The following is an 18670-nucleotide window of genomic DNA, read 5'->3' on the forward strand; positions in this document are numbered from 1 at the left end:
ACGAATTCATCTGATTTGAAGGAGCTGGCCATGAGCCGGATCGCCGTATTGGCCCATAGCCGCATCGCACTCGCCCTGATGGCGGCCCTCGCCCTGGCCGGTTGCGCCAAGAAGAACGGCGGCCTGCCGGACAACGCGAACGGCCTCGGCCTCAACGGCGCCAACGGTGGCTTGGGTGGCGCCGGCGGCGTCGGTGGTTCTGCCGCACCGGGCACCAGCCAGGACTTCACCGTCAATGTCGGCGACCGCATCTTCTTCGACACCGACTCCTCGGTCGTCCGCGCCGATGCGCAGCAGACCCTGACGGCCCAGGCGCGCTGGCTGAACCAGTATTCGCAGTATTCGATCACCGTCGAGGGCCATGCCGACGAGCGCGGAACCCGCGAGTACAACCTTGCGCTCGGCGCGCGCCGCGCTTCGGCAACCCGCGATTTCCTCACCCGTCAGGGCGTCGCAGCGGCCCGCATGCGCACCATCTCCTACGGCAAGGAACGTCCGGTCGCCGTCTGCGACGACATCTCCTGCTGGTCGCAGAACCGCCGCGCCGTCACCGTCCTCAACGGCGCCGGCAGCTGACCGGCTTAACCACGCTCCTCATCGAATGATGCCGGCGGCCCTTCGGGGCCGCTTTCGTTTGCCGGGGCTCAATATCGCGTGCCGGATCTGCAGCAGGGATCTGCAGCAGGGATCTGCAGCAGGGATCTGCGGCAGGAATGCAACGGGGCACACTTTGGCCGCACTGCATTGCCCATGCTGGCCTGCGAGCGTCCGCCCGCGTAAGGAGAGGGCGCAGAGGCCCTCGGTGGCGGACGAGAGAGGACGAATTGCCCATGACGATGCTGACCCTGACCCGCTTCATGGCGACTGCGGCGGTCCTGATGACGGCCGCCCTTCCGGCCCACGCCCTGAAGCTGCCCCTCGACTTCGGCACGATGTCCGCGCCCCATCGCGCAGCTCCAGCCGCCCCTGCCGCACGCGTCGACGCACCGGTGCTTTACGCCCAGGCGAGCGATCCGGTGCAGCGCATCAACCAGCTGGAAGAGGACAACCGCCGGCTGAACGGCAAGCTCGAGGAACTGTCCTTCCAGGTGCTGCAGCTGCAGGAACAGCTGCGCAAGACGCAGGAGGACAACGAGTTCCGTTTCCAGGATTTGGAAGGAAAAGGCGAAAAGAGGACCGAGGCCGCACCGGCCCCTGCCGCGGCACCCACCGCCACCGCTGGACTGCCCTCCACTGCTCCGGCCGCTTCCGACACGGTGGCCTCGACCTCCGCGCCCACCGCCGGCAGCGGCGACGAGATCGGCGGTCTCCTCAGCGGGGGTCTCGACACCACCGGCCTTGGCACATCGGGGGCAACGCCTCCGGCGGCACCGGCGGCCGGGTCGACCACCGTCGCCTCGATCAAGCCCGGCAGCGAGGGCGAACTCTACGGCCTTGCCTACAATTACATGCTCGCCGGCGACTACAATCTCGCCGAGAACGCCTTCCGCCAGTATGCCGACACCTATCCCGATGCGGCGGATGCCCCGGATGCCCAGTACTGGCTCGGCGAAAGTCTGTTCCAGCAGGCGAAATACACCGATGCCGCCGAGGTCTTCCTGACCGCGCAGAAGACCCACCCGAAGAGCCCGAAGGCGCCGGAGATGATGCTGAAGCTCGGCATGTCGCTCGCCAAGCTCGACAACCGCGACACGGCCTGCGTCACCTTCAAGGAAGTCGCCAAGCGCTATCCGCAGATGAGCGCCAACGTGAAGAAGAAGCTGCAGGCGGAAGCGGCCGCCAGCAACTGCTGACGCTTGGCTCCGCCGCCGCCCGCCTCGACGGCTCTCTGCGGCGAAGTCTGTCGCTTCTGGGCCCGGGACCGCAGGGGGTCGTTCTTGCCGTTTCCGGCGGGCCGGACTCGCTGGCGCTGATGCGGGCAGCCGCGACCCTCGGCGCCCGCCGAGCCGATCTCGCCTTCCACGTCGTCACGATCGATCACGCCCTTCGCCCAGAATCGTCGGCGGAAGCCCTGGCCGTCGGAAAGGCCGCGGCCGACCTCGGTCTCCCCCACCTCGTTCGCCGCTGGACCGGTGCCAATCCTGGGGGAAATCTCCAGGGCAGGGCGCGCGCGGGACGATATGCGCTTCTTGCCGAGGCCGCGCGGGAAGTGGGTGCCGCGGCGGTCATGACCGGCCATCACCAGGACGACCAGATCGAGACGCATTTTCTGGCCGCCGCCAGGCAGGCCGGCAATCGCGGTCTTGCCGGAATGCGGGCTGAGCGCGCCCTGGCGCCGGGGCTCGTCCTGCTGCGCCCCTTTCTCGATATCCCCGGCGCGGCGCTGAAGGCTGCCGTGTGCGGCCTCGACCCCGTCGACGATCCGAGCAATCGCGATCCCCGCTTCGACCGTGCCCGCCTGCGCCATGTCCTTGCCGAGAGGGGTTTCGACCGGGCCGCCGTCCTCCAGGCGATTGCCGGTCATGCCGCGACGCGCGATGCGGCCGACCAACGGCTCGCCGCGGCTTTGGCCCGCCTGCAGGCGAGTGGGCAGTTCTCTCTTTGCCCGCTCGGAACGCTCCGTCTCGATCGCAGCGCACTTGCCGATATCGGCGGCGAGACGGCGATCGACCTCGTCGGTCGCGTCCTGCGCGTCGTCGGCGCCGGCGACTATCCGCCAGCCCATGGCGCGACGGCGCGCCTGCTCGAAAGGCTTCAAGGCGGCATCGGACGCCCTGTCGCGGCGACGCTCGGCGGCGCAAGCGTTGCCGGAACGCAGATGCTGGTCTTTGCGCGCGAATATGGTCGCGCCGGGCCGCCACCCGCCGCGATCGTCCCCGGCGGCCCGACCGTCTTCGACAGCCGGTTCACGGTCTTGAGCGCTGTGGGCAGGGCTGACGAGGCAGCCGTATCGCTGGTGCCGCTGGGCCGTCTCGGTCTCGGCAACGCGACCGAGCGGACGCTGCCCGTCGCGATCGATGTCGCGGGCCGGCCGGTTGCGGCGCCCGCCTGTCTTCACCGCAAACTCGGGCCCGGCCTGCACGATCTGGTGATTCGGGAGCGCCTGTCCTGGCGTCTTTTTGCCGATCTTCCCACGGACATGCCGGGAGCGCAGGGGGGATGCGGCCGCCATGCCGCCACCGGGGGTTAACCGGTGGGTGCGCAAATCGCCGCAAATGCGCCCGATGCAGTTGGCAAGCCGTGAGCATGCACCTATCTTCGCTCTAGCCGTTGCGGCAATATTCCAATTGCCCACGACGCGGATGTCAGGACCTCAAATGAACCAGAATTTTCGCAATATTGCGCTGTGGGCGATTATCGGTCTGCTGATCGTCGCGGTATTCCAGCTGTTTTCCAACGGCGCGCAGACGCAGGGCGCGACCAGCGTTCCCTATTCCAAGTTCCTCAGCGATGTCGACGCCGGCCGTGTTCGCGCCGTGACGATCCAGGGACAGCAGATCAGCGGCTCCTATACGGACGCCTCGACGCCCTTCCAGACCTATGCTCCGCAGGACGCGAACCTGATCGAGCGCCTCGAGGGCAAGAACGTCTCGATCACGGCGAGCCCGCCGAGCGACAACTCCAATCCGCTCTGGTCGATGATCCTGTCCTTCGGTCCGATCCTCCTCATCCTCGGCGTCTGGATCTTCCTGATGCGCCAGATGCAGGGTGGTGCCGGCGGCAAGGCGATGGGTTTTGGCAAGTCCAAGGCCAAGCTCCTGACCGAGGCACATGGTCGCGTGACCTTTGCGGACGTTGCCGGCGTGGACGAGGCCAAGCAGGATCTGGAAGAGATCGTCGAATTCCTGCGCGAGCCGCAGAAGTTCCAGCGCCTCGGCGGCAAGATCCCGCGCGGCGTCCTGCTCGTCGGCCCTCCCGGTACCGGCAAGACGCTGCTCGCTCGCTCGGTCGCGGGTGAGGCGAACGTGCCCTTCTTCACGATCTCCGGTTCCGACTTCGTCGAGATGTTCGTCGGCGTCGGCGCGAGCCGCGTGCGCGACATGTTCGAGCAGGCCAAGAAGAACAGTCCCTGCATCATCTTCATCGACGAAATCGATGCCGTCGGCCGCCATCGCGGCGCCGGTCTCGGCGGCGGCAATGACGAGCGCGAGCAGACGCTGAACCAGCTGCTCGTCGAAATGGACGGCTTCGAGCCGAACGAGGGCATCATCATCATCGCCGCGACCAACCGTCCCGACGTGCTCGACCCTGCGCTGCTGCGTCCGGGCCGGTTCGATCGCCAGGTCATGGTCTCGAACCCGGATGTCGGCGGCCGCGAGAAGATCCTGAAGGTTCATGTCCGCAACGTCCCGCTGGCACCGAACGTCGATCTGCGCACCATCGCGCGCGGCACGCCTGGCTTTTCCGGCGCCGATCTTGCCAACCTCGTCAACGAGGCGGCGCTGATGGCCGCCCGCCGTTCCAAGCGCCTCGTCACCATGCTCGAATTCGAGGATGCCAAGGACAAGGTGATGATGGGCGCCGAGCGCCGCTCGATGGCCATGACCGAGGACGAGAAGGCGCTGACCGCCTATCACGAAGCCGGCCATGCCCTGGTCGGCATCCACGAGCCTTTCAACGACCCGCTGCACAAGGTGACGATCATTCCGCGTGGCCGGGCGCTGGGCGTCACCATGAATCTGCCGGAGCGTGACCGGTACGGCATGCGCAAGAACGAGATGGAGGCGCGCCTCGCCATGATCTTCGGCGGCCGCGCCGCGGAAGAGATCATCTACGGTCTCGACAACGTGACCACCGGCGCCTCCAACGACATTCAGCAGGCGACGAACATGGCCCGCGCCATGGTGATGGAATACGGCATGAGCGAGAAGCTCGGCCGCCTGCGCTATCGGCAGAACCAGGAGGAGGTCTTCCTCGGGCATTCCGTCTCGCAGCAGCAGAACATGTCCGAGGACACCTCGCGGATGATCGACTCCGAGGTTCGCGGCATCATCGAAGCGGCCGAGAACAAGGCGCGCAAGATCCTGAACGATCATCTCGACGAACTGCACATCGTCGCCAAGGGCCTGCTCGAATTCGAGACGCTGTCGGGCGACGAAGTCCGCGACCTCATCGCCGGCAAGACGCTCGCCCGCGACATGGGCGACGACACGCCGCCCTCGCGCGGCTCGGCCGTGCCGAAGACGGGCTCGTCGCCGCGTCCCAAGGGGGCTCCCGACAGCCCGCTCGAGCCGCAGCCGTCGATCTGACAGGATATCCCGCGACGTGACGAAGGCGGCCCGCTCGGGCCGCCTTTTCGTTATGCGGTGGGTTTTGCGTCGTCGCCGGGGACATCTGATGTCTCGCTGACATTCTTTTTTACTTTTTGGGGCATGCTCTGCGCACTATGGGGCCGTTCGGGCCTGGCCAGATGATGTTCTCAAGGGATTGCCATGAGCAGAAAATTCTTCGGCACCGACGGCATCCGGGGCACCGCCAACACCTATCCGATGAATGCCGAGATCGCGATGAAGGTCGGCATGGCGGCCGGTATCGCCTTCAGGCGCGGCGACTACCGCCACCGGGTGGTGATCGGCAAAGACACGCGACTGTCCGGCTACATGATCGAACCGGCCCTCTGCGCCGGCTTCACGTCGGTCGGCATGGACGTTCTGATGCTCGGCCCGATGCCGACGCCCGCCGTCGCCATGCTCACCCGGTCGATGCGAGCCGATCTCGGCGTCATGATTTCCGCCTCGCACAATCCCTTCGAGGACAACGGCATCAAGCTTTTCGGGCCCGACGGCTATAAGCTGTCGGACGAGGTGGAGCTGCAGATCGAGCAGCTGGTCGGCGAAGACATGTCCTCGCGCCTCGTCATGGGTGACCGGCTCGGCCGCGCCAAGCGCTATGACGACGGCGGCCGCGACCGCTACATCGAATTCGCCAAGCGCACCTTGCCGAAGACGCTGACGCTGGATGGCCTGCGCATCGTCATCGATTGCGCGAATGGCGCGGCCTACAAGGTGGCGCCTGAAGTCCTGTGGGAGCTCGGCGCCGAGGTGATCCGTATCGGTGTTGAGCCGAACGGCACGAACATCAACCTGAATTGCGGCTCGACCAGCCCCGCTGCATTGTCGGCGAAGGTCAGGGAAGTGCGCGCCGACATCGGCATCGCTCTCGACGGCGACGCCGACCGCCTCATCATCGTCGACGAGAATGGCGACATCGTCGACGGCGATCAGCTGATGGCCGTCATTGCCGAATCCTGGGCCGAGGACGGACGTCTGGCCGCCGGGGGCATCGTCGCCACGATCATGTCCAATCTCGGCCTCGAACGCTTCCTCGGCGACCGCGGCCTGCAGCTCGCCCGGACCAAGGTCGGCGACCGCCACGTCGTCGAGCACATGCGCGAGCACGGCTACAATGTCGGCGGCGAGCAGTCGGGGCACATCATCCTGTCCGACTACGGCACGACCGGTGATGGGCTGATCTCGGCCCTGCAGATCCTGGCCGTGGTGCGCAAGTCCCGTGGCCTCGTGTCCGAGGTCTGCCGCAAGTTCGAGCCGGTGCCGCAGATTCTGAAGAACGTCCGCTTTTCCGGCGGCGAGCCGCTCGAGAGGACGCAGGTGCAGACGGCCATCAGTTCTGGTCGCGCACGTCTCGGCAATCACGGACGGCTCGTCATTCGCCCGTCCGGCACCGAGCCCCTGATCCGGGTCATGGCCGAAGGCGACGATCCGGTTCTTGTCGGCAGCGTCGTCGACGACATCATTGGTGCATTGAAGCAGGCAGCTGCCTAAACGTAACCGGCCCCTGAACTCAACTGTTTATTAACCAAGTTTTTTTACCGTCTTCGTTGAACGGTTGCTCGTGCGCAGCCGGGCCTCAGCGGGGATCAAGACATTGTCCAGGTATTCAGTATCGGCTGCGATCGTCGCGGCACTTCTGTCGGGGACGGCCAGCGTCCGGGCCGCCGATCTGATCGAGCCGGTCTACGAGGCGCCAGCGCCGCTGCCGGTTTCCACCTCGGGTTGGTATCTGCGCGGCGATGTCGGCTACGTCTTCAAGGGCAAGGCTTCGGGCGAGTGGGATTTCTGGAACCAGTTCCCGGGTGTCGAGGGCATCGACGACACCTATGACTACGACACCTTCAACCTCGACAGCACCGCGAGCTTTGGCGGCGGTATCGGCTACCGCTTCACCGATCAGCTGCGCACGGACGCGACGGTCGATTTCCTCAGGACCAATGTCGAAGGCGAGACGCCTTGCCCCTTCATGGTGCAGACCGATCCGAACGGCCTTGCACTGCCGTTTGACGCGGCGTGCGACCTGAAGGCATCGACCAAGGCCTCGGTCTGGACGGCCATGGCCAATGCCTATGTCGACATCGGCCAGTTCGGCCGGATCAATCCCTATATCGGAGCCGGCATCGGCGCGGCCCACGTGAAATACGAGGACGTCACAGAGGATCAGGTCTGCGGTGCTCCCTACAGCTGCCCGTATACGGGCGTGCACGAGGGACAGTCGAGCTGGCGCTTTGCTTCCTCGCTGATGGCCGGCGCGACCGTGGATATCACCGGACAGCTGAAACTCGATGCCGGGTACCGCTATACCCGCATCGAGGGCGGCGACGCCTACGGATACGACGCCGCCGACACGTCCTTTGGGGCGACCGGCGTGCAGGGCCGCGACGACGGCCTCAATCTCCACTCCGTGCGGGCCGGTCTTCGCTACGAATTCGGCGCGACGTCCTATGGCGATGCGCATTCCGGCGGATTGTCGTCTTACCGGTAAGCCTCGTCCCAGCAAGAGCGAGCATTCTCCACGATGAAATGATCGTCGTGGCAAGCATGGCTGCCGGCGTGCGGCAATGCATTGCCGCGGCCGTGCCTCCCTCGTGCAACACAGAGCGACAGGGCGCGAGAAAATGTTAACGTTAACAGACACAGTTAATCGTTGCTTAACGTTTCTACCACAGAGTGCTTTCGAGATCGCAATTCTCCGCCCATTGACAAAATGTTCATCGAAGGAAGAGCCAAGGCAATGAAGACTGTTGTCAAATCCCTGTTGCTGAGCGTGGCCGCCCTGGTGGCCGTCTCCCATGCCTCCTTGGCGGCTGACATTATCGAGCCGATCTATGAGGAGGTTCCGGAGATTGTCCCGGTCGAGGTCGGATCCGGCTGGTACCTGCGCGGCGACGTCTCCTACGACTTCAAGAGCGATCTCGACGCCGGCTACCGGACCTTCGGCCCGGTCGGTTGTCCCGGCGGATGCGGGATCGACCCGATCTATGACGACCAGGACTATGACGGCTTCGAAATCGAAGCCGGCGCCAATGTCGGGGTCGGTTTCGGCTATCAGTTCACCGACTACTTCCGTGGCGACCTGACCGCGCATTACTGGAAGGCCGACGTCAGCGGCACCGACGAGGGCGGCTTCGGCATCGACTGCTATGGCAATGCCATCACCGACGCGACCTGCCGCTCCAAGGACACCTCGAAGGTCTCGGCCTGGGAGCTGATGGCCAACGCCTATGTCGACCTCGGCACCTTCGCCGGGTTCACACCCTATGTCGGCGCCGGCGTCGGTGCCGTGCACGTCAAGTACGACGATTTCACCAACTCGTCCTACAGCGTCGTCGACGGCGCCGAGGGAGCCCTGGCCTACAGCGCGACCCATGCCGGTGCTTCCGACTGGCGCTTCGCCTACGCCCTGATGGCCGGCGCGTCCTACGACCTGACGCGCAGCCTGAAGGTCGACGTCGGCTATCGCTACGTCAATGTCGACGAGGGCGACATGTTCGCCTTCGACAGCTACACGGCCGGCTTCGGCGCGTCGGGCGCACAGGGCAAGGACGAGGGCTTCGATCGCCACACCATCCAAGCTGGCCTGCGCTACTCGCTGTTCTAGGCGCTGGTGCCACACTGAAACGACGAGGCCGGCGGGAGCGATCCCGCCGGCCTTGTCGTGTGTCGACCTTGCTGCGAAACGACCGATACAAAATTGTCGCTTGACCCGAAGCCGAGGGAAGCCTAGCCCCATGGATGGGACACATCCCCCCAACGGGATGCAATCTATCTGTGAGGATAGCCATATGGCGACTGCCGCAAAGCCGGACCTGCGTCCGCAAAATCCCCGATTCTCCTCCGGCCCCTGCGCCAAGCGACCCGGCTGGTCGCTCGACGCGCTCCAAGATGCCGCGCTCGGGCGTTCGCATCGCGCCAAGATCGGAAAATCCAAGCTTCAACAGGCGATCGACGAGACGCGCGAGATCCTCGGCGTGCCCGCCGACTACCGCATCGCCATCGTCCCGGCGTCGGATACCGGCGCGGTCGAGATGGCCATGTGGTCGCTGCTCGGCGCCCGCGGCGTCGACCTCGTCGCCTGGGAATCGTTTGGCGCCGGCTGGGTCACCGATGCGGTGAAGCAGTTGAAGCTGGCCGATGTCCGCACCCTCGAAGCCGGCTATGGCGACATCGTCGACTTCGCCACCGTGGATTTCGATCGCGACGTCGTCTTCACCTGGAACGGCACCACATCGGGCGTGCGCCTGCCGAACGGCGACGCGATCCCGGCCGACCGTGCCGGCCTGACGATCTGCGACGCGACCTCGGCCGCCTTCGCCCAGGACCTGCCTTACGACAAGCTCGATGTCGTCACCTTCTCCTGGCAGAAGGTGCTCGGCGGCGAGGCGGCGCACGGCATGCTGATCCTGTCCCCGCGCGCCGTCGAGCGGCTGCTCACCTACAAGCCCGCCTGGCCGCTGCCGAAGATCTTTCGCATGACCTCCGGCGGCAAGCTGATCGAGGGCCTGTTCAAGGGCGAGACGATCAACACGCCGTCCATGCTCTGCGTCGAGGACTATCTCGACGCGCTGGCCTGGGCCAAGACCGTCGGCGGCCTCGACGGGCTGAAGGCGCGCGCGGATGCCAATCTCGGCGTGATCGAAAACTTCGTCGCCGAAAATTCCTGGCTCGGCTTCCTCGCGACGTCGAAGGAAATCCGCTCCAACACCTCGGTCTGCCTGCAGTTCGTCGCGCCCGAAATCGTCGCGCTCCCCGCCGACGCGCAGGAGGCCTTCGCCAAGGGCGTCGTTGCGCTCCTGGAGAAGGAGGGCGTCGCTCTCGACATCGGTGCCTACCGCGATGCGCCGCCCGGCCTTCGCATCTGGTGCGGTGCGACCGTCGAGACGTCGGATGTCGAGGCGCTGATGCCCTGGCTCGCCTTTGCCTATGCGACGCAGAAGGCGACGCTGGCACAGGCGGCGTAGGCTGGCGAGCGTCCCGGGGCTCGGCACCATCATGAGGCTCTCGGATGGCGTTCGCGCCTTCATTGCCGACACGCTGGCGCTCGTTCTGTTCTTTACGCTGACCAGCGGACTGAACGAGCGCTTCGTCGCCGGCATGACCTGGGACGAAGTGCTCGTCTCCCGGTCGATCGGTGCTGTGCTGATGGTGCTGACGGCGAGGCCCTATGGCCTGTGGCGGAGCTGGCTAATGGCAAAGATCGATCCTTCCACGCGGTGGGGGAGCATGCTGGCCGATACGGCTGCCCTGCTGATCTTCCAGGTGCCGATCTACGTCGCCATCATCGTCGCGGGCGGCGCCGAGGGACAGGCGATCGTCCTGGGCACGCTCGGCTTCGCCGCCCTCATGCTGGTGCTCGGCCGCCCCTACGGACTCTGGCTCGATTTCGTGCGCCGGCTCTTCGATCTCGAAGGACCCGGACAGAAGCCCATGTCCCTCGGCGGCTGATCCCCACCGATCCCGGCAGGCCGCTCGCGGCCTGCCCCGCATCCCCTCCTGCAGGCCGTTCGCGGCCTGACCCACCTCCGTTTGCAGCTGGCAGCAACGTCCAGCAGATCGATAGGACACATCATGACCCCCCGCGTTCTCGTTTCCGACCAGCTTTCCCCCACTGCCGTCCAGATCTTCAAGGATCGCGGCGTCGAGGTCGACTACCTCCCCGATCTCGGCAAGGACAAGGATGCGCTCCTCGCCGTCATCGACCGGTATGACGGCCTCGCCATCCGCTCCGCCACCAAGGTGACCGAAAAGCTCATCGCCGCCGCGACCAAGCTGAAAGTGATCGGCCGCGCCGGCATCGGCGTCGACAATGTCGACATTCCGGCGGCCTCGCGGAAGGGTATCATCGTGATGAACACGCCCTTCGGCAATTCGATCACCACCGCCGAGCATGCCATCGCGCTGATGTTCGCCGTCGCCCGGCAGCTGCCGGCGGCCGATGTCTCGACGCAGGCCGGCAAGTGGGAGAAGAACCGCTTCATGGGCGTCGAGATCACCGGCAAGGTGCTCGGCATCATCGGCTGCGGCAATATCGGCGCGATCGTCGCGACTCGCGGCGTCGGGTTGAAGATGAAGGTCATCGCCTTCGATCCCTTCCTCTCGGCCGACCGGGCGGCCCATCTCGGCATCGAGAAGGTCGAGCTCGAGACGCTGTTCCAGCGTGCCGATTTCATCACCCTGCACACGCCGATGACCGACAAGACGAAGGGCATCATCGATGCCAGGGCGATCGCCCAGATGAAGGACGGCGTGCGCATCATCAACTGCGCCCGCGGCGGTCTCGTGGTCGAGAAGGATCTCGCCGAGGCGATCAGATCCGGCAAGGTCGCCGGTGCCGGCGTCGACGTGTTCGAGACCGAGCCGGCGAAGGAATCGCCGCTCTTCGGCCTGGAGAACGTCGTCTGCACCCCGCATCTCGGCGCCTCGACCGAGGAGGCGCAGGAAAACGTCGCGCTGCAGGTCGCCGAGCAGATGTCGGACTACCTGATTTCCGGCGCCGTGCAGAACGCGCTGAACATGCCGTCGATCTCGGCCGAGGAGGCGCCGCTTCTGACACCCTTCGTCAAGCTGGCCGAAATCCTCGGCTCCTTCGTCGGCCAGGTCACGGAAGATCCGATCAAGGCGGTCGAGATCGTCTATGACGGTGCGCCGGGCGCGATGAACACGCGGGCCCTGACGAGCGCGGCGCTCGCCGGTCTCCTGAAGCCGCTGATGCAGTCGGTGAACATGGTGTCGGCGCCGCTGATGGCCAAGGAGCGAGGCATCATCGTCTCCGAGGTCCGGCGCGACAAGTCGGGCGTCTTCGACGGCTATATCAAGCTGACCGTGACCACCGAGAAGTTCTCGCGCTCGGTCGCCGGCACGTCCTTCTCGGACGGCAAGCCGCGCTTCATCCAGATCAAGGACATCAACATGGAGGCCGAGATCGGGCGCCACATGCTCTACACCACCAACCACGACGAGCCCGGCGTCATCGGCGAGCTCGGCACCGTGTGCAGCAAGAACAACATCAACATCGCCAATTTCCACCTTGGCCGGAATGCCAAGGGCGGCGATGCGATCGCCATGATCTATCTCGACGAGCCGGTGGACGATGCCGTGATGGCGGAAATCCGCGGCCTGAAGAAGATCGGGCAGGCCAAGCTCCTGTCCTTCGACGTCTGATCTTTTTCAGACCTCCAGGGGTCGCGGCAGGCTCCCTAGCGCTGTCGCGACCGCTGCCCGCCGGAGGCGGGGCGGCGCACGAGATCAGGTCCTTCGGGTCTCACTTTGCCAAGGCGACAGGGGGCGGCGCCCTCGAGCGATGGCCGACGGGCTGTCAGAGTGTGCCTGGTGACGCCTCGACCTCCTCGCGCGCGCTTCGCCGCTCCGCGAGCACGATCCCGCCCAGCACCAGGCCAAGCGCCACCGCATGGTACGGATATGGCTTCTCGCCAACGACGAGAATGGCGAGAATCGCGCCGAAAATCGGCGTCAGATTGGTGAAGAGATTGGCACGGTTCGCCCCGATCAGCTCGATGGCGCGGACGTAGAGCGACTGCGAGACGATCGACGGAAGGAGGGCGGCGAAGACGACGATGGCCCAGCCTCTGCTGTCCGGCAGGATCATTCCGCCATAGGCGGCTTCGACAGCGGCCAGCGGAACAGAACTGACGAGCGCCGACAGCGACAGCACGAAGATGAGGCTGAGCCAGTGGATCGGCGGTTTGGCGCGGATGCCCACCGTAAATCCCGCATAGAGCAGGACGGCCAGCAACATCAGCGCGTCGCCGCGGTTCAGCTGCAGGCTCGCCAGCGCGGAAAGGTCGCCATGCGACGCCGTGACCGCGACGCCGGTGATCGTGACGACGAAGCCGATCATCTGCCATCGCGTCACGGCCGTCCGGAACAGGACGAACGACAGCGCGAAGACGACGAGCGGCATCGACGCCTGCTCGATCACCACGTTCAGCGCGCTCGTATAGGTCAGGGCGAGGTAGAAGAGGGCGTTGAACACGCTGAAGCCGAAGATGCCGAGCGCGATCAGCAAGGGCAGGCGCGGACGGATCATCGGCCAGTCGTGGCGGGCATGGGACCAGGCGAAGGGCGTCAGCACCGCGCAGGCGACGATCCAGCGCAAGAGGGTCAGCATCATCGGCGAGACATGCCCGACGGCGAGCTTTCCGGCCACGGCATTGGCGCCCCAGATCAGGGCGACCAGCGTGAGCATCGCATAGGGATGGGAGATCAGCTTTTTCATGCGCCGGGTTTACGGTGACGCGCGTTTGCCGCAAAGGGTGCGGCGGGCAAATAAGCCGTTTGAAACAGATCGATCGTGGCTAAAAGGCGGGCACGCGTCTCGCTTCACGCGGCGACTGACCTTATAGTCCGATCGTTTGCGAGAGCCCTCGTCGGGCGCCGCCACCGGATACACGGCGACTTCCGGCCGAATCGGCCGAGAGCACAGAGACAATGGGCGGCGCCGCAATGGGCGTCTGCCGCGAGGAGAATGCATGGCCAACGTCGTCGTCGTCGGATCGCAATGGGGAGACGAGGGGAAGGGCAAGATCGTCGACTGGCTGTCGGAACGCGCCGACGTCGTCGTGCGCTTCCAGGGTGGGCACAATGCCGGCCACACCCTCGTCGTCGACGGCGTTTCCTACAAGCTGTCGCTGCTGCCGTCCGGCGTGGTGCGCCAGGGCAAGCTGTCGATCATCGGCAATGGCGTCGTCTTCGATCCGCATGCCTTCGTCGCCGAGAAGAAGCGACTCGGCGACCAGGGCGTGTCGATCACGCCGCAGTCGCTGCGGATCGCCGACAATGCCTCGCTGATCCTGTCGCTGCACCGCGAACTCGACGCCATCCGCGAAAACTCGAACGCCGGCACGAAGATCGGCACGACCCGGCGGGGCATCGGCCCGGCCTATGAGGACAAGGTCGGGCGCCGGGCGATCCGGGTCATGGACCTCGCCGATCCCGATATCCTGCCCGAGCGCGTCGAGCGGCTGCTTGCTCATCACAATCCGCTGCGGCGTGGCCTTGGCGTCGCCGAAGTCGCCGCCGAGACCATCATGGACGAACTGACTTCGGTCGCCGCCGAGATCACGCCCTACATCGATCGTGTCTGGAAGCTGCTCGACGAGCGGCGAAAGGCCGGCGACCGGATCCTGTTCGAGGGCGCGCAGGGAACCATGCTCGACATCGATCACGGCACCTATCCCTTCGTCACCTCGTCCAACACCGTCGCCGGCCAGGCCGCCGCCGGCTCCGGCATGGGGCCGGGCAGCGTCGGCTTCGTGCTCGGCATCACCAAGGCCTACACGACACGGGTGGGCGAGGGGCCGTTTCCGACCGAGCTGACCGACGAGATCGGGCAGTTCCTCGGCGAGAAGGGCCATGAATTCGGCACCGTCACCGGGCGCAAGCGCCGCTGCGGCTGGTTCGACGCCGTGCTGGTGCGTCAGGCCGTCGCCATCAACGGCATGACCGGCATGGCGCTGACCAAGCTCGACGTCCTCGACGGCCTCGACGAGTTGAAGATCTGCGTCGGCTACCGCCTCGACGGCGAGGTGATCGACTATCTTCCGGCGACGCTGGGAGCGACCGAACGGCTGGAGCCGATCTACGAGACGCTGGAGGGGTGGAAGGAAACCACCGCGGGGGCGCGCCGCTGGAGCGACCTGCCGGCCCAGGCGGTAAAATATGTTCGGCACATCGAGGAACTTGTCGGTGCGCCCGTCACTCTTTTGTCTACCTCTCCTGAGAGAGAAGACACGATACTTGTTCGCGATCCGTTTCAAGACTAGAGGTTCGTTTCGCGAAAGCTGCCGGCGATAGTCCTTTGGGGTGGACGACGCCCGTTCCCTCTGGCCGCATTCGTCGGCGGCGACCCTTTCGTCCCGAAGCCAGCAGCGCTGGCTTCGGCCCAATCCGTTGTGCACCGAGCACCATGACGAGTGAGTGACGGCAATCCATGGCCGATTTGAGCGCGGTTCTGCGTAAGACGATCGACGGCCTGCCAAGGGCCACCCCGGACCTCCGGGCGAAGGTCTATGAAAAGGCGCGTTCGGCGATCGAGCGGCAGATCGCCACCGCGAGCCCTCCCTTGTCGGAGTCTGTCATCGAGGCCCGCCGCTCGGCGCTGGCCGACGCCATCGACAGGACCGAAGACCACTATCTCGACCTCGATGCCGCCGGAAGCGGATCCGGCACGGCCCGAGAGGTTCAAGCTGTTGCGGAGCCGCCCAAGGCGTCGCCACCCCGCCCGCAGCCGGAGCGCACGCAGCCTGATCGGCCAGAGCCAGAACGGGGTCGGTCGGACCAGGAACGGTTGGAACAGGCAAAAACGGGCCGTCCGGAAATGCCGCGGGTCGACGCTCCACGCGCCGATCGGGGACCGTCCGAGCCCCTGCGCCCCCCGGTGCCTAGCCCGGCCGGTCCCGCGCTTGCGCGGCCCTCCTTGTCCGCACCGGCCCAGAAGCCGGCCTGGCCGAAGGTTGCCGTCGCCGAGACCGGCGAGCTCCGCCGCACCGAAGCCGGCAACGGCGCGCCCCAGGTTCGTCCCGAGGATGGCGCCCGTCGTCCGATATCGGACTCCCCAGTGCCGGCCCGACCGAAGAAGGAGGCCTCCGCGCCATCGGCCGAGAAGCGCGCGCCTGCTGTCGCTAAGCCCGGCGAGCGCCGCGAGCCCGGTGTCGACGTTCTGAAACTTCAACCGACCTATGACAGGACCGAGCCCGAGTCTGGCCTCGACAGCATTCCTGCTGCCGACATTGCCGCGCCGCGCTACACCAACGGTCGCCGTCCGGGCAAGGCAGAGCGGAGCCGGACGCCGATCCTCGCCGGTCTTGCGATCCTTCTTCTCGGCGGTGGCGCTGCGCTTGCCTATGTCTACCAGAACGAGATCCAGGCGCTTCTGAACGCGCCGGCAAGCGAGACGACCGAGGTCGCCGCCACCACTGCGCCAGCCACGACCGCGGCGGCTCCGGATGCTGGACAAGCGACGCCTGCGACGACGCCCCCGGTTGCCACCTCGCCGCCGGTCGCTGGCGAGACACCGGTGGCTCCGCCGGCAGCGACGCCCGACGACGCGAACGACGAGATCGCCGCTTTGACGCCGGACAACGCCGCCGAGGGCATTGCGCTCCAGTCGCCGAAGCGGCGGTTTACCCAGCGCCTGATGCCCGACGGCACCGAGGTCGACGAGGGACCGGGCACGCCGGACGCCAACGCCTTCGACGAAGGCACCAATATCGCAGCGGCGTCGCCGCCGGAGACGAGCTCGACGCTTGCGCCGGCCATTCCGCCGGCTGCCACGGATGCGGCTGCGATCCCGGGGGAGCCGGGCTCTCCCGTCGTTCCGCCTGCGACGCCGGATACTGCCCCGGTCGAGGCAACGCCTCCGGCTGCCGTGGATACGCAGACGGCCGCCTTGCCGCCCGAGAGCGCCTCCGGTGCGCTGGCCGTCGGCCAGAAGGCTGTCTTCTACGAGGAGCGCACCGAGACCGAGCAGGGCTCGCAGCAGGCCGGCAACGTCGTCTGGAGCGTCGTCAACGAATCGCCTTCCGAGGGACAGCCGCCGGAACCGGCGATCCGCGCCGTGGCCGATATTCCGGATCGGAACCTGAAGCTGACGATGACCATCCGCCGCAACGCCGATGCGACGCTGCCGGCGAGCCACGTCATCGAACTGATGTTCGAGGTTCCGGAGAACTTTGCCGGTGGCCAGATTGCCAACGTCCAGCGGCTGGCGCTGAAGCCGACCGAGGAGGCACGCGGCGAGCCGCTGATCGGCGTCGCCGGTCAGATCTCCGAAGGCTTCTTCATCATTGCCCTCAACAATCTCGAGCAAGCGACGAAGAGCAATCTCGACCTGATGGGCAGGGAAGAGTGGATCGACATTCCGATCGCCTATGCAACCGGGCGGCGGGCGCTGATCTCGATCGACAAGGGCATTCCGGGCGACCGCGCCTTCAAGCAGGCAATGGACGCCTGGGCCGCGAAAACCTGAGTTTCGGCGCCCGTGACTGACACGAACGACAACGGCCCCGCATCGCTGCGGGGCCGTTTGTTGCCGCGGCACGGTGTCGATGGCAAATGCCCGCGCCATCGACGGCGTTTCATTCCGCCTCGGGCCGATCAGTTCCGGCCTCGGCGAAGGGTAAGCCCCGCGCTGCCCGGCACCCGGTCTCACGCGTCGCGTAACGCCTCGATCGATGACGCCGTGCCGGGGGACCGTCAGTGCGACAACAGGACCGGCAGACGCAGGTCGTTGAACACCCCGGTGGTGGCGCTGCCGAGAATGAAGTCGCGGATGCGGGAATGGCCGAAGCCGCCCATCACCAGCATCTGCGCGCCGGCCAGCAAGGCCGTCTCCTGCAAGGCCGTTGCCGCCTTTCTGCCGTTCAGCGTCACGATCTGCGGCTCGGCACGGTAGCCCCGGCGTCGAAGCGAGGCAGCCAGGGCCTCGGCGAGACCCTTTCCCGGGAGCGTCTTGTCGTCCTCGATGGTCATGACCGTGATCTTGCAGTCGTCGGGGAGGAGGGGCATGGCGTCGGCCAGGGACCTTGCCGCGACGCGGCTCGCATCCCAGCCGACGGCCACGTGCGTGATCGGGGCCGACGTTGCGCCGGGGGGAACAAGGATCGACGGGCGACCAGCCTCGAACACGACGGTCTGCGCGAAGTCACGAACGGCGTTGCCATCGCTGGACAATGGCAGCAGCACGACATCGAAGGACCGGGCCTCCAAGGCGGCGCCGAATTCCGCCCGTCCCATGCCGGCGTGCCGTATCGAAAAATCGACATTGATGCCAGGGCCGGCCTTCGCCTTCAGCAACGCTTCGAGGTCGCGGCACCGCGACAGGCTGTGCTTCTCAGCCATCTGCCTCAACTCGGGCATGTTGAGCAGCATGCTGCCTACCGGGAGTGGGACGTGGGGAATGTCGACGGCGAAGGCCGTGGCACTGAGCTCGCACCGGAGAGCTTCCGCCAGGGCCAGTGCCCCTTCGACGGCGGTGTCGGGGGCGGAATCGGGGTAGCTGACCAGGGGCATGTAGGCGAGACGGATGGGCGACATGGGAGGTCCTTTCTTTGCTGCACTGCGGAAGGCAGGGAAATCCCTGGGGATTTCGTAAAGGCCTTCTTGCGGCTTTCACCATGACTAAGCACGCCTGAACGCTGCCCGACTTGACCCAAGTCAAACCAGACGTGCGAGCCGCGACCAAACTGATGGATAGTGCAGAAAAATAGGGCAATCCCGTGCCCCATGATCGCTGTCGATCCGCCCATGAGATGGCCGAGCGTCTAAAGGTGCACGAAGCCATGGTTTGTGCTGGATCAAGGGCGGACAATGGCGTCCGATCAAAATCGGCAAGGGACCGATCGGCATTGGACGGCGGTTGCGGACCGCGACCTGGGACGCGGTCCGCACCATCGCGAGACCGGAGCAGGCGCGGGCAGCGG

15 protein-coding genes are annotated in these 18670 nt (G+C 66.0%); 12 read left to right on the plus strand and 3 right to left on the minus strand.

From position 1 onward, the window contains the following. The first annotated feature begins 30 nt into the window (after positions 1 to 30). The gene (gene pal / locus Sa4125_RS03860; protein WP_224003841.1) at positions 31 to 576 is read left to right on the plus strand and encodes a peptidoglycan-associated lipoprotein Pal; all 546 of its coding nucleotides are present in this window, start codon (positions 31 to 33) and stop codon (positions 574 to 576) included. 254 nt (positions 577 to 830) lie between these two features. Further along, positions 831 to 1793 carry a tol-pal system protein YbgF gene (gene ybgF / locus Sa4125_RS03865; RefSeq protein ID WP_224003843.1) on the plus strand — a complete coding sequence of 321 codons (963 nt, stop codon included), beginning with the start codon at positions 831 to 833 and terminating at the stop codon, positions 1791 to 1793. Here the strand turns inward: ybgF and Sa4125_RS24130 are convergent. After that, positions 1727 to 2698, minus strand: coding sequence for a hypothetical protein (locus Sa4125_RS24130; RefSeq protein ID WP_228748755.1), 972 nt, complete (start codon positions 2696 to 2698; stop codon positions 1727 to 1729). The genes ybgF and Sa4125_RS24130 overlap by 67 nt on opposite strands. A 60-nt stretch (positions 2699 to 2758) precedes the next feature. On the opposite strand from Sa4125_RS24130, the gene Sa4125_RS03875 reads away from it, so the two are divergent. The 8 genes from Sa4125_RS03875 to serA all read left to right on the plus strand — a co-directional run bounded on the left by Sa4125_RS03875 (position 2759) and on the right by serA (position 12392). After that, entirely contained in the window at positions 2759 to 3130 is a 372-nt protein-coding gene (locus Sa4125_RS03875; RefSeq protein ID WP_224008212.1) for a hypothetical protein, read from the plus strand. Positions 3131 to 3257: 127 nt separating this feature from the next. Next, positions 3258 to 5189, plus strand: coding sequence for an ATP-dependent zinc metalloprotease FtsH (gene ftsH / locus Sa4125_RS03880; protein ID WP_224003845.1), 1932 nt, complete (start codon positions 3258 to 3260; stop codon positions 5187 to 5189). Between the two features lie 183 nt (positions 5190 to 5372). Beyond that, positions 5373 to 6722: a phosphoglucosamine mutase gene (gene glmM / locus Sa4125_RS03885; protein WP_224003847.1), complete on the plus strand. Its 1350-nt coding sequence runs from the start codon at positions 5373 to 5375 to the stop codon at positions 6720 to 6722. A gap of 103 nt (positions 6723 to 6825) precedes the next feature. Next, positions 6826 to 7716, plus strand: coding sequence for an outer membrane protein (locus Sa4125_RS03890; RefSeq protein WP_224003850.1), 891 nt, complete (start codon positions 6826 to 6828; stop codon positions 7714 to 7716). A gap of 249 nt (positions 7717 to 7965) precedes the next feature. After that, a complete protein-coding gene (locus tag Sa4125_RS03895; protein ID WP_224003852.1) occupies positions 7966 to 8832 on the plus strand; it encodes an outer membrane beta-barrel protein in 867 nt (288 codons plus the stop codon). Positions 8833 to 9016: 184 nt separating this feature from the next. Continuing rightward, a complete protein-coding gene (locus tag Sa4125_RS03900) occupies positions 9017 to 10192 on the plus strand; it encodes a phosphoserine transaminase (protein WP_224003854.1) in 1176 nt (391 codons plus the stop codon). A gap of 31 nt (positions 10193 to 10223) precedes the next feature. Next, positions 10224 to 10676, plus strand: a complete 453-nt coding sequence (alaE, locus tag Sa4125_RS03905; protein WP_224003856.1) for an L-alanine exporter AlaE — start codon at positions 10224 to 10226, stop codon at positions 10674 to 10676. A 123-nt stretch (positions 10677 to 10799) separates the two neighbouring features. Continuing rightward, positions 10800 to 12392, plus strand: coding sequence for a phosphoglycerate dehydrogenase (serA, locus tag Sa4125_RS03910; protein ID WP_224003858.1), 1593 nt, complete (start codon positions 10800 to 10802; stop codon positions 12390 to 12392). Between the two features lie 154 nt (positions 12393 to 12546). On the opposite strand, the gene Sa4125_RS03915 is transcribed toward serA, so the two are convergent. Beyond that, positions 12547 to 13467, minus strand: coding sequence for a DMT family transporter (locus Sa4125_RS03915; RefSeq protein WP_224003860.1), 921 nt, complete (start codon positions 13465 to 13467; stop codon positions 12547 to 12549). A gap of 253 nt (positions 13468 to 13720) precedes the next feature. Here Sa4125_RS03915 and Sa4125_RS03920 point away from each other — a divergent pair, with 253 nt between their 5' ends. Together Sa4125_RS03920 and Sa4125_RS03925 are read left to right on the plus strand one after the other, a co-directional pair. Beyond that, complete coding sequence (locus Sa4125_RS03920; RefSeq protein ID WP_224003862.1) at positions 13721 to 15013, plus strand: adenylosuccinate synthase; 1293 nt, start codon at positions 13721 to 13723, stop codon at positions 15011 to 15013. A gap of 167 nt (positions 15014 to 15180) precedes the next feature. Then, on the plus strand, positions 15181 to 17217 hold the full coding sequence (locus Sa4125_RS03925) for a hypothetical protein (protein ID WP_224003864.1): 2037 nt from the start codon (positions 15181 to 15183) through the stop codon (positions 17215 to 17217). Between the two features lie 227 nt (positions 17218 to 17444). Here the strand turns inward: Sa4125_RS03925 and Sa4125_RS03930 are convergent, their stop codons facing one another. Next, positions 17445 to 18284: a universal stress protein gene (locus Sa4125_RS03930; RefSeq protein WP_224003866.1), complete on the minus strand. Its 840-nt coding sequence runs from the start codon at positions 18282 to 18284 to the stop codon at positions 17445 to 17447. Positions 18285 to 18670: the final 386 nt, after the last annotated feature.

The organism is Aureimonas sp. SA4125, assembly GCF_019973775.1.
Classification (GTDB): Bacteria; Pseudomonadota; Alphaproteobacteria; order Rhizobiales; family Rhizobiaceae; genus Plantimonas.